The organism is Edwardsiella anguillarum ET080813 (assembly GCF_000264765.2).
Taxonomy (GTDB): Bacteria; Pseudomonadota; Gammaproteobacteria; order Enterobacterales; family Enterobacteriaceae; genus Edwardsiella; species Edwardsiella anguillarum.
The window spans coordinates 3367932-3380261 of record NZ_CP006664.1 but is presented as its reverse complement, the minus strand read 5'-3'; the positions used below and the strand labels follow the sequence as shown (position 1 = coordinate 3380261).

Below are 12330 nucleotides of genomic sequence, written 5' to 3'. Positions count from 1 at the left end.
CAAAAAAAATAGGTATTTACCTCTCAGCATCACAGAAAGATGACTAAAAAAACATATCACCATAAAGAAATTAAAAAACAGAACTTTCATCCACAAAATAAATATTTAATAAATTTTTATTATTATAAATAACTATTGCTGCTATATAATAAATAAAATTACTGATATTATTCAGTTAATTGTTAATTACAAAAATGACCATATTTGACATGTGGTTAATAGTTTATTTGAGAAGCACGATAATAATACACATCAGACGTAATCACCTTATTGTAGAAAAACTGAAGATATCAAGTCACTGACTTCAGATTATACCCCCCCTCACACCATTACACATTAGCCAAGATAAAGTAATATAATTCAACCAATACCGTCTTATTAAAATCACGCTATCCCTTCATCTTGTTAATCCACTGATTCAGATACCCATCGCTATTATTCTCGTTACCCATGACAACAGCATGGATACCATGAATAAGAAGAGTGCGCAGATGCTTGCCTCCCCTTTTAGTCATGTTCATCAGCGCCGGCCTGTCGCCATTTGAGTGCTGGCGTAGACTCAGACCACGTCAGGCGGCGCAGGCTCTTCTTTCTGGCATGCTCTCCCCCTGCGCACATCGATGAAATAGGTGGGGGGCATCACACTCCATCAACTAATTTTTTGAATTAAAAAATATTCATCATCGATTATATTGATGCTACGAACCTCGCCATGAGCGCCCTCACACCCTGGCATGCCACCGCCCGCTCGCTGCAAAAATTTTGCCGCTGTGCGGCAAACTATTTTCCTGTCGCAACGCACTATTGTCGGGAATACTCGCCTCCAGAGATAACGGATGGTTAATTCAACGCACAGGAGAAGTACCATGACGCAACAGGCATTCCAGGCTCAACCCTTCGCCCTGCCCTTCGATCCCCAGAGCACCGCGCTGGTGATGATCGACATGCAGCGTGACTTCGTCGAGGCCGGCGGCTTTGGCGAGGCGCTCGGTAATGATGTCTCGCTGGTGCGTAGCGCCATTGCCCCCTGCCAAAAAGTGCTCGCCGCCGCGCGCGCCCATCAGCTGTTGGTGATCCATACCCGCGAAGGGCATCGCGCCGATCTGAGCGACTGCCCCGCCGCCAAGCTCACCCGTGGCGGAAAGACCTTCATCGGCGAGCCGGGCCCGATGGGTCGCATCCTGGTGCGTGGCGAACCAGGCCACGACATCATCCCAGAGCTCTACCCTATCGCCGGGGAGCCGGTGGTCGATAAGCCGGGTAAAGGCGCCTTCTACCAGACCGATCTGCAGCTGATCCTACAAAACCATGGCATCAAGACGCTGATCGTCTGCGGGGTGACCACCGAGGTGTGCGTCAATACCACCGTGCGTGAAGCCAACGATCGCGGTTATCAGTGCATCATCCCGGCCGATTGCGTCGGCTCCTACTTCCCCGAGTTCCAGAAATCCGCGCTGGAGATGATCAAGGCGCAGGGGGCGATCTTCGGCTGGGTCAGCGACGCCGACTCCATCATCGCCGGGTTACAGGGCTAAGTTGTATGAGGCCGCCGCTGCTTCCCGCGCTCTCGTGTGGCTATCTTGCCGCCGAGCGTAGCGCGCAGTCGTTGTCGGTACACAGCAGCTTCGCACACGCGCTCAATCTGCGCGATGCCCAAGGAGCGCTGTTCACGCTACTGTGCGGCCAGCGCTACCCCGATTTACCCGATGCGCTGCGGGTCGCCCTGCCGGTAGGCTGGGAGTGGCGGCATATGGCCGTCCGGCACGCCCCCGTCAGGCTGACGGCGGGCCGCTTATTGGCGGAGCGTTTCGAGATCGATCTGCGTCACGCGCCCGTCTGGCGACCCACGGCGCGCAGCGCGACCCGGCCGCTTACGGCGGCGGCGTTTGCCACGCACTACCCGCGGCTGTGTGCGCAGTTACAGCAATACGGCCTGGCACACACCTGTGTCAGCGATCTCGCGTGGCAGCCACTGACGCGCTCAGGCGCGCTTATTCCTCAGGAGACGCCGGAGCGCCTTGAGCGGCAAGTGCCCTGTCTGATTGGCTATGGCAAAGGGCTGACGCCGGATGGTGATGACTACCTGTTGGGTTACCTGGCCGCCCTCACCTGGTGGCCACTCTCCCCGACCTTGGCGGCCCATCGTGAGCGATTACGCGGCATCATTCAGGCACATTTAACCCTGACCACCGACATCAGCGCACACTACCTGAGCCGCGCCCTGCAGGGGCACTTCTCACAACCGATTTACCATCTGCTCAGTCAGCTGAGCACGAATACAGCGCCGGCTGCCCTCCACGCCGCTGCCGAGCGCGTCATGCGCTTCGGCGCCACCTCCGGCGTGGATTGTCTGGCCGGCCTGCTGCACGGCATGCGAACGCTTAACGCCGTGCAGTGAATGATACCCGGGAGTCCTCCGCAGCCGTTTCGCTCGCTGCGCGGCTTCGTTTTGCCCAAATTCAGCGAATTTAGGCGACAGAAACAATGGATATAACGCAATGAATGTGAATTACACCGTCTTCAACAATCTGTATCAGGACTCGGTCTCCCTGATGCAAATCTCTTCACAAATCAGTAAGCTACCTGGGATTCATCAGGCCTCGGTGGTGATGGGCACGCCCACCAACCTGGGGCAACTGCGCGATGCCGGGCTGGGCGACGATATCCAGGCCGGGCCTAACGATCTGATCATCGCCGTACAGGGCGACACGCAGGCCTGTGCCGACGCCCTGCTGCTGGCGGAGCAACGCCTGAACAGCAAGCCGGAAGAGAGCGGCGGCGAGGGCATCAAGACGCCAGAACTGGTCAGCCTCGCCATGGCCCGGGAGGTGATGCCGGACGCCAACTTAGCCCTGATCTCCGTGCCCGGCGATTACGCCGCCGCCGAGGCGCTGAAGGCGTTAAACCTTGGCATGAACGTGATGATGTTCAGCGACAACGTCAGCCTGGAGCAAGAGCGGGCGATCAAGCTGCATGCCCAAGCCTGCCAACGCATGGTGATGGGGCCAGACTGCGGCACCGCCATCGTCAACGGCACACCGCTGGGCTTCGCCAACGTGGTGCGCCGCGGGGCGATCGGCCTCGTCGCCGCCTCCGGAACCGGGCTACAGGAGGTCACCTGCCGCCTCGATCAGCTCGGTGCGGGCATCTCGCAGGCATTAGGCACCGGCGGGCACGATCTCAGCGAGGCGATCGGCGGCCTCTCCATGCTGTTCGGCCTGCAGGCGCTGGCGGAGGATGACGACACGCAAGTCATCGTGTTGATCTCGAAGCCGCCGGCCCGCGCCGTCGCCGAACGCATCCTGGCGCAGGCCCAATCCGCGGCGAAACCGGTGGTGGTCAACTTCCTTGGCGCCGCACCCGAGACGATCACTCGCCCGAATGTCACCGCCGCGCCGACCCTGGCCAGCGCCGCCGATATCGCCGTTGCGCTACTCAACCAGCAGGCGCTGCCGCTGACGCAGCCGACGTTATCCGCAGCGCAGATGGCCTCACTGCAACAGGCCAGCCAGGGGCTCAGCGCCGAACGTCAGGCCATTCGCGGCGTCTTCGCCGGCGGTACCTTCTGTTACGAAGCGCAGCTCATCTGCCAACAACAGGGGCTGATCGCTCACTCCAACACGCCGATCGCCGGCAACGCCCCCCTGAGCGACATCTGGCGCAGTCATGACCATACCCTGATCGACATGGGCGACGATGACTTCACCCGTGGCAAGCCCCATCCGATGATCGATCCGACGCTGCGCAACCAACGCCTGCTGGCGGAATTGCGCGATCCCAGCTGCGCCGTGGTGCTCTTCGACCTGGTGCTGGGTTACGGCGCCGCCGACGCCCCGGCGCAGGCGCTGCTGGAGCAACTGACGCAGATCGACCGGCAGCACGCTCCGCTGCTGATCGCCCATGTCTGCGGCACCGAGGCCGATCCGCAGTGCCGCAGCCAGCAGATCCAGGCGCTCCGTCAGGCCGGCATCCTGGTCGCCGATTGCAATGCTCAGGCTGCCCAATGGGCCAGTTACGTCGCACACATTCAAGCTCAGAAGAAAAAGGAAGTAAGCGCATGAACACCTTATTTAGTCAGCCGTTAAAGGTCATCAATGCCGGGCTACAAAGCTTTGCCAACACCATCCAGCAGGTCGGCGGCGAGGTGATCGCCCTCAACTGGCAGCCGCCCGCCCAGGGCGACATCGCAACCGGTCTCGATCTCGCCACCCTGCTGGCGCACCCGCTCGTCGAGCAGGCCAACCAGATCGCCATGGCGCGTTACCTCGAGGCACAGCCGGTATTGATCGACGTCATGAGCGCGCACGAGGCGATCCCGGCGCTGGCGCAGCAGAAGCGCATTCTGCATGCCGGTCCGCCGATCGACTGGCAGGCGATGTGTGGCCCGGTCAAGGGGGCGATCATCGGCGCCATCCTGTTCGAAGGCTGGGCCGATAGCCACCAGGCGGCCGAACGCCAGATCACGACGGGCGAAATCAGCCTCGAACCCTGCCATCACTACCACGCTGTCGGACCGATGGCGGGGATCATCAGCCCGTCGATGCCGTTATGGGTGGTGGAAAATAAAAGCAACGGCCAGCGCACCTTCAGCAACTTTAACGAGGGGTTAGGCAAGGTGCTGCGCTTCGGTGCCAACAGCCAGGAGGTGCTTACCCGCCTAAGCTGGATGCGCGATCAGTTGGCTCCGGCGCTCAAGGCCGCCATCCACCAGCTGGGTGAGCTGGAACTTAAGCCGTTGATGGCGCAGGCGCTGCACATGGGTGACGAGGTGCATAACCGCAACGCCGCCGCCACCGGGCTATTGATCAAGCGCCTGCTGCCCGCCCTGCTGGCCTGCGACCTGCCTTTGCCTCAGTTGCAAAGTAGCGTCGCCTTTATCACCGCCAACGATCACTTCTTCCTCAACCTGTCGATGGCGGCCTGTAAGGCGATGATGGACGCCGCCGCCGGGGTGCCTTTCAGCTCACTGGTGACGGTGATGGCACGTAACGGGGTGAACTTCGGTATCCGTCTATCTGGCACCGGCGATCAGTGGTTCCAGGCCCCGGCCAACGCCGTCGAGGGACTGTTCTTCCCTGGCTATGGCGTCGATGACGCCGCCGCCGATCTGGGGGACAGCGCCATCACCGAGACCGCGGGGGTCGGCGGTTTCGCCATGGCCTCCTCGCCGGCCATCGTGAAGTTTGTCGGCGGCACCCCGGCCGATGCCACCAACAACAGTCGACGTATGCAGGCCATCACGCTGGGGAATAACCCCGCCTTTACCCTGCCGGCGCTCAACTTCGCCCCCACCGCCGCCGGCATCGACGCCCGTAAGGTGGTCGATCGCGGCATTCTGCCCATCATCAACACCGGGATCGCCCACAAGCAGGCGGGCATCGGCCAGATCGGTGCGGGGATCACCACCGCGCCGATGCCTTGCTTTAACGCGGCGATCCGCGCCCTGGCCCAACGCGTCGCCCAAGGAGAAGCACAATGAGTAAGCCATTAGCCGTCGTCGCCGTCGGCGGTAACGCCCTGATCCAGGATGAGCGACGCAACAGTATTCCCGATCAATATGCCGCCGTAATGGAAAGCGTACGGCACATCACCGATATGGTCGACGCGGGCTGGGATCTGGTGATAACGCATGGCAACGGCCCCCAGGTTGGCTTCATCCTGCGCCGTTCCGAGTTGGCCAGCGACGAGATCGCCCCTGTCCCGCTGGATTATGCGGTCGGCGACACCCAGGGCGCCATCGGCTACATGTTCCAAAAGGCGCTACACAACGAGCTGGCGCGGCGCGGCATCGCCAAGCCCGTCGTCACCCTGGTGACCCAGACGCTGGTTGATGAGCACGACGCGGCCTTTAACCAGCCGAGCAAACCCATCGGTGGCTTTCTCGACGAGGCGTGTGCGCGAGCGCGACAACAGCAGCTTGGCTGGAGCGTGATGGAGGATGCCGGGCGCGGTTGGCGACGTACCGTCCCCTCGCCGGCGCCGTTGGCGATCATCGAACATGACACCATCGCCCAACTGGTACGTCAGGGATACATCGTCATCGCCTGCGGCGGCGGCGGTATCCCCGTGGTGCGCGACGCACAACGGCAGCTGCGTGGGGTCGAGGCGGTGGTCGACAAGGATCTCGCCTCCGCCCTGCTCGCCAGCCAGCTCGGCGCCGACCTCCTGCTGATCCCCACCGGCGTCGAACGCGTCGCGATTAACTTTGCCACACCGCAGCAACAGTGGCTGGATCACCTCGATCGCGCCCAAGCGCGGACATTGCTCCAGGCCGGCCAGTTCGGCGTCGGCAGTATGCAGCCCAAGATCGAGGCGATCCTCAACTTTATCGACGCCAGTCAGCAACGCGGCAACAACGCCCGCGGCCTGATCACCACGCCGCAGGCGATTAAAGCGGCGCTGGCGCAGCAGAACGGTACTTGGATCATCCCATAAATTTCATCGGAGAACAGCATGACCACCACCACCCTACTGGCCGTTAATGGCACCCTAATGCGCGGCCTGGAACTCAACAAGAACATGCAACAGGCGGGCGGCGTCTTCGTCCGTGAGGATCGCACCGACGCCCACTACCGCCTATGGAGCATTAACGATCGCCATCCAGGGATGATCCGCGTGGTGCAAGGCGGCACACAGGTCGAACTGGAGATCTGGGCACTGCCGTTGGCCAGCTTTGCCGAACTGCTGATGAGCGAACCGGCCGGGTTGACCATCGGTAAGGTCAAGCTTGCCGATGGCAGCGAGGTCTTAGGCGTATTGGCGGAGAATTGGCTCACCGAAGGACAGCGTGAAATCACCGACCTGGGCAGCTGGCGCAAATACACCGGACACTACCACACCGTGTAACGTGCCTTTTAGAGGGAACAAGCTATGCGTAAAACAGCAGCGAATCTCAACACCGCATCGGGCTTTCACATCGCGATGATCCTCCTGGGGATCGCGGTCACGCCGGTGTTACTCTCCTCCTCCAGCCTGGGGAATCAACTCTCCAGCAGCAACCTCATCACCGTGGTACTGCTGGGCGGGCTGATCCTGACCGTCCTGGCGGCGATCACCATCAGCGTCGGCGAGAAGGCGCGTCTCCCCACCTATGGCATCGTAAAGTATGCCTTCGGCGAACGGGGCGCCATCGCCATCAACGTACTGATGGCGATCAGCCTGTTCGGCTGGATCACCGTCACCGCCAATATGTTCGGTCACTCGGTGCATGATCTGCTGGCGCAACATGGCCTGACGTTGCCAGTACCGCTGCTCGTCGCGGCAGGCAGCGTGATCTTCGTCGCCTCGACGGCCTTTGGTTTCGCCGTGCTGGGCCGCGTCGCGCAGATCGCGGTGCCGATCATCGCGCTGATGCTGTGCTATATCCTGTATATCGCCACCCAGAGCACGACGAGCGTGCCGGATACCGTCGCCAGCATGAACACCGGCGTAGCGGTCTCGACAGTGGTCGGCACCATCATCGTGCTGGTCGCCACCCTGCCCGACTTCGGTAGCTTCGTCCACGATCGTAAGCACGCGCTGATCGCCGCCATCATCGCCTTCCTGGTCGCCTACCCGCTGCTATATTGGGCCGGTGCAACACCGAGCGCGCTAAGCGGTCAAGGCTCATTATTGGGCGCGATGGCGGTATTCGGTGCGGTGTTACCCGCCGCCCTGCTGCTGATCTTCGCCTGTATCACGGGGAACGCCGGCAACCTGTTCCAGGGCACGCTGGTGCTCTCCACCCTATGGCCGAGCCTGCCTAAGTGGCAGATCACTGTGGCGCTGGGGGTGCTCTCCACCCTCCTCGGCAGCCTGGATATCATGGCGTGGTTCATTCCCTTCCTGCTGTTCCTCGGCATCGCCACCCCTCCGGTCGCCGGGATCTATATCGCAGACTTCTTCCTCTACCGCCAAAACGGCTACCAGGAGACGGTGCTTACCCAGGAGCCTGCCGTTAAGTTGCTGACCTTCGCCGCCTGGATCCTCGGCGCCGTCGTCGGCTTCCTCACGGTGAAGGGGGCCTTCACCCTGACGACCATTCCCTCGCTCGACTCCATTTTAGTGGCCTGTGTCGCCTATGCGCTGCTCAGTCGAGTCAACCAACGGCGTTAATTCCCGCGTATACTAGGCGCTATCACGGCTGAACCCATACCGGGTTCAGCCGCTCTTTGCCGACAGGGAAGCCCTATGTTCATCTCCGACGAAACCCTACGTATCATTCAGCTAGTCGCCCGCCATCAAAGCATCACCAGCGCGGCCGAGCAGTTGAATAAGGTGCCATCGGCCATCAGCTATACCATCAAAAAGAGTGAAGAGGCGCTCGGTGCGACGCTATTCCTGCGCAAGGGGCGCTATATCGAACTCACCCCGGCCGGGCGTTACTTTATTGAACATAGCCGCACCATCATCGGCGACATGGAGGCGTTGCGACGCAACACCGTGCTGATCCACGACGGTGTGGAGCGGGAGATCGCCATCGCGGTCAACAATATTATTCCCAATACCGTGCTAGTGACGTTTATCCGCGATTTCGAACAACAATTTCCCACCACCACTCTCACGGTCAATCTTGAAGTGTATAACGGCTGTTGGGACGCCCTCTACAGCCGCCGTGCCGATCTGGTCATCGGCGCCCCCCACGCCGTGCCCAGTAGTGAGGGCATCATCAGCGAGGCGTGTGGGCAAATGGAGTGGGATTTCGTGGTCAGCCCGCTCCACCCGCTGGCCGCCGCGCGCCATCCGCTGGAGAACGCCGAGCTACGCCACCATACGGCGGTCTGTATCCGCGATACGGCGATCAATTTTCCTCCGTTGCAGGCCTGGCTGCTTGAAGGACAAAAGCCGCTGTTCGTCCCGGACTTTACCACCGCCATCGCGCTGATCGAACAGAATGTCGGCATCGGCTATATTCCCCACCATCTGGCGCTGCCGTTACTGAATAGCGGCCGCATCCTGAAAAAACCGATGCGGGAGCACAAGCACGCCACCAAACTCTTTCTGGCGGCGCGCTCCGATGGCATGGGTAAGGTGGGTAACTGGTGTATGGATTATCTACAACATCCCAGCATCATCGCCCGCCTGAGCGGTGGCTAAGCGCTCCTCCTCACGATCTCGCGGGGATCAGGCGCCACGACAGCGCGGCCAACAGAAACAGGATCAGGCTGGCGATGATCAGCACCGCGCTATGCGCCGACAGAAAGGCATCGCTAGCGATGTTGAGAACAGCCTCCCGATCAGCGGGACTGAGGCGTGCGACCGCCTGAATAGTCTCCCCCAACGAGCTACCGAACTCGGTGGGAGCCATCTCGCCTAGGCGTTCACGCAGATTGCCGACATAGAACAGCGAAAGCAGGATCCCGAACAGGGTCACCCCGAGACCGGTGCCCAGCTCATAGGCCATCCCTTCGATCGCCCCCACCGCCGCCGCCTTATCCTTCGGCGCCGCCGCCAGGATGGTCGAAGTGGCCGACAGGAACGCCATCTCCAGGCCGACCCCCAGCAGAACCATCAACAGCGTCGACTTAACATAGGCCGCCGTCACATCGATCAACGCCAGGCTCAGCAGGGCCGCCCCCCCCACGACTAATCCGATACAGGCCGTGAGTTTAAAGCCAAGTCGGTTTAACAGCATCACCACCAGGAAAGAGGAGAGACCAAACGACAGAATAAAGGGGAACATGAAGAGGCCCGCCTGTAACGGCGAATAGCCATGGGTAAACTGCAGCTCTTGCGCCATCAGCAGCTCAAATCCCACCACCGCCACCATCGAAAATACCACCACCACGGTACTGGTCGACACCATCGGGTTGCCAAACAGGGAGAAGTCGATCATCGGATGCTCACTCCGCAGGGAGAATCGAATGAAGCCATACATCACTAACAGACCGATGACCAGTACCGCCAGGTTAACATACGTCAATGCCGCAAAGACATGCTTAAGGCCGAAGACGATAGCGATGATCGCGCTAATGAACACCAGCGCCTGAAGCAGATTAATATTTTGCCGATTATTTTTCTCTTGACGCCGCAACAGGCAGATGATCAAGGGAATGGAGAACAGCACGATGGGAATGTTGATCAAAAATACCAACGTCCAATCATAGTGATTCAGGATATAACCACCGACCAGTGGACCCAATGCCGCACCGCCGCCGCCGACAAAGGCCCACACGCCGATCGCCATATTGCGCTCGTCGCTATCGGTAAAGACATCGCGCAGACAGGCGAGCGTCGCCGGTAAGATCATCGAGGCTCCCAGCGCTAACAGAGCACGGGAAGCAATCAGCATCTGCGCGCTCTGAGAGAACGCCGCCGCCAACGACGCTAAACCGAAGATCAGCACGCCGGCCAGCATCAGCTTCTTATAACCGATGCGATCGCCGAGGCTGCCCATCGGCAACAATAACCCTGCCATCAATAAGGCATAAATATCGATCACCCACAGCAGCTGATTACTGGTTAAATTCAGGCTATGGTTTAACGTTGGCACCGCGACATGCAAAATAGTCGCATCCAGCGACACGGGCAAGTAGACTAAGATGATAACGAATAACACCGTTATCTTTTTTAACGAGAACATAAAAAACCTTTCTATGCATAGGCATGGGTGCAGATCGATGCTTGGTTTATTCGACCTTGAAATAGTATTTAATAAACTCGGCAGAGTGCGTCTCCCAGACGATCGGCGTCCCCTTACGAATAATCCAGCTATCCCCGGGGTGATAAGTCTTACGTTCACCCGTCGCGCTATTGGTCAAGGTCACACTCCCCTGCAGCACGGTTGCTAACTCTGAAAAAGGAAATGTCATACTGAACTTATTCTTTTTCACGGCAAAATAACCCGCATCGATGTTACGCTCCGGGTCATTAATAAGATATTTACCATAGATTTTCCCATCTCCCTCAAGGAGGGTTGCCTGGAGTAGCGAGAGATCGCCCCACTCCTCCAGCTGCGCCAGGGTCATATCGGGACGCGCCTTATCCAAGATGCCAGCCGGTACAGCAGACGCGGGCGCCGCATAGGCATAACCTACCAGCGAGAACAACATCGTAACCGACGCCAAAAATAATGTTTTCATTGTTTAACTCCTTTAAATAATGACCGGGGGACTCATCAGGCCAGATACAAGCTATAGCGCGGCGATTCATCCGCATGGCGGGAGGCTCGCAGTATGCGGTATAGCCTCACCCAAATTACTTTCGGACGCTACGCGTCACGATACAGGGGGGTAGTCGAGATACCCTTTGCGCCCACCGCCATATAAAGTCGTGGCGTCCACCGCATTCAGCGGAAGCGCCGCCGCTAGGCGGCGCGGTAAATCCGGGTTAGCGATAAATGTTCGACCAAAACCAAAGATATCGCCGACACCGCTGGCCAGCATCTGCCGCGCCTTGTCCGCCGTATACAGACCGCTATACATAATCGGCGCCAAGAACGTCCTCCTCAGCGCGCGGCGAAACGTTAATGGCAATCCCTCACTGCCTTGCCAATCGGGCTCGGCGATAGAGAGGTAACCGATACGTAAATCCTGCAAAAGCTGCGCAGCGGCGATATAGGTTGCCTGGGGATCGGACTCCACCAACCCCAAATAGACGCGATCCTCATCCGTCGAACTGAACAGCGGCGAGAAACGCACCCCGATACGCTGGCTGTCATAGACCTCGCTCACCGCCTGCACGATCTCCCGCAAGAAACGTAGGCGATTGTTCAGCGAGCCGCCATACTCATCGCGACGCTGGTTTGTGTGCTCAGAGATAAACTGATTGATTAAATAACCATTGGCGGCATGTATCTCAACACCGTCAAACCCCGCCTGTTTGGCATTGATCGCGGCCTGCTTATACAGCGTAACCAACGCCTTCACCTCGGCGGTGGTGAGTTCGCGTGGTTCCGAGGGCGGTACCAGTTTGCCTTCACCTGGCGCCGTTTCAATAAAGACCCGCACCGACGTAGCGGGCAACGCCGAGGGCGCAACGGGCGGCTGACCATCCGGTTGTAACGCGACATGCGAGACGCGTCCCACGTGCCACAGCTGACAAAAGATCAGCCCACCCTGTTGATGCACACGCTCCGTCACCTGGCGCCAACCGGCGATCTGCTCAGCACTATGGATCCCCGGTGTCCAGGCATATCCTTGACCACGAGGCTCGATCTGTGTTCCTTCGGTAATCATCAACCCGGCGCCGACACGCTGTTGATAATACTCCGCCATCAGCGCACCAGGAATATTACCGGGTTGCTCACTGCGACAGCGCGTTAACGGCGGTAGCACGATCCGATTTTTTAAATTCAGTTCGCCTAAGCGCAGCGGAGAAAAAAGGGTATCATTCTGCATAAATCAAATTAAT

The 12330-nt window shown here is 59.1% G+C and carries 11 protein-coding genes and 1 pseudogene; 8 read left to right on the top strand and 4 right to left on the bottom strand.

Translation table 11 applies throughout. The annotated features are described in order from the left end of the window. Positions 1–392 precede the first annotated feature (392 nt). Positions 393–566 (bottom strand): annotated as a pseudogene (locus ETEE_RS22010) (transposase); the annotation flags it as partial. A gap of 300 nt (positions 567–866) precedes the next feature. Here ETEE_RS22010 and ETEE_RS15210 point away from each other — a divergent pair. From ETEE_RS15210 to ETEE_RS15175, 8 genes are all read left to right on the top strand, one after another. Next, positions 867–1535 carry a cysteine hydrolase family protein gene (locus ETEE_RS15210; RefSeq protein ID WP_034164290.1) on the top strand — a complete coding sequence of 223 codons (669 nt, stop codon included), beginning with the start codon at positions 867–869 and terminating at the stop codon, positions 1533–1535. Between the two features lie 5 nt (positions 1536–1540). Beyond that, positions 1541–2398, top strand: a complete 858-nt coding sequence (locus ETEE_RS15205; RefSeq protein ID WP_034164291.1) for an oxamate carbamoyltransferase subunit AllH family protein — start codon at positions 1541–1543, stop codon at positions 2396–2398. 100 nt (positions 2399–2498) lie between these two features. Beyond that, positions 2499–4061 (top strand): acyl-CoA synthetase FdrA, encoded by a 1563-nt coding sequence (gene fdrA, locus ETEE_RS15200; RefSeq protein ID WP_034164292.1) that lies wholly within the window; start codon positions 2499–2501, stop codon positions 4059–4061. Next, complete coding sequence (locus ETEE_RS15195) at positions 4058–5479, top strand: YlbE family protein (protein WP_034164293.1); 1422 nt, start codon at positions 4058–4060, stop codon at positions 5477–5479. The genes fdrA and ETEE_RS15195 overlap by 4 nt, the downstream gene beginning before the upstream one ends. Beyond that, the gene (locus tag ETEE_RS15190) at positions 5476–6435 is read left to right on the top strand and encodes a carbamate kinase (RefSeq protein ID WP_034164294.1); all 960 of its coding nucleotides are present in this window, start codon (positions 5476–5478) and stop codon (positions 6433–6435) included. Before ETEE_RS15195 ends, ETEE_RS15190 begins: the two co-directional genes overlap by 4 nt. An 18-nt stretch (positions 6436–6453) precedes the next feature. Then, positions 6454–6846 carry an allophanate hydrolase-related protein gene (locus tag ETEE_RS15185; RefSeq protein ID WP_034164295.1) on the top strand — a complete coding sequence of 131 codons (393 nt, stop codon included), beginning with the start codon at positions 6454–6456 and terminating at the stop codon, positions 6844–6846. 24 nt (positions 6847–6870) lie between these two features. Next, on the top strand, positions 6871–8094 hold the full coding sequence (locus ETEE_RS15180) for a cytosine permease (RefSeq protein WP_034164296.1): 1224 nt from the start codon (positions 6871–6873) through the stop codon (positions 8092–8094). A 75-nt stretch (positions 8095–8169) separates the two neighbouring features. Next, positions 8170–9075 (top strand): LysR substrate-binding domain-containing protein, encoded by a 906-nt coding sequence (locus tag ETEE_RS15175; RefSeq protein WP_034164297.1) that lies wholly within the window; start codon positions 8170–8172, stop codon positions 9073–9075. A 10-nt stretch (positions 9076–9085) separates the two neighbouring features. Here the strand turns inward: ETEE_RS15175 and ETEE_RS15170 are convergent, their stop codons facing one another. From ETEE_RS15170 to ETEE_RS15160, 3 genes are all read right to left on the bottom strand, one after another. After that, the gene (locus ETEE_RS15170; protein WP_034164298.1) at positions 9086–10561 is read right to left on the bottom strand and encodes an MFS transporter; all 1476 of its coding nucleotides are present in this window, start codon (positions 10559–10561) and stop codon (positions 9086–9088) included. A 46-nt stretch (positions 10562–10607) separates the two neighbouring features. Beyond that, entirely contained in the window at positions 10608–11060 is a 453-nt protein-coding gene (locus tag ETEE_RS15165) for a cupin domain-containing protein (RefSeq protein ID WP_049703754.1), read from the bottom strand. Positions 11061–11195: 135 nt separating this feature from the next. Next, complete coding sequence (locus ETEE_RS15160) at positions 11196–12317, bottom strand: alkene reductase (protein ID WP_034164299.1); 1122 nt, start codon at positions 12315–12317, stop codon at positions 11196–11198. Between the last annotated feature and the right edge of the window lie 13 nt (positions 12318–12330).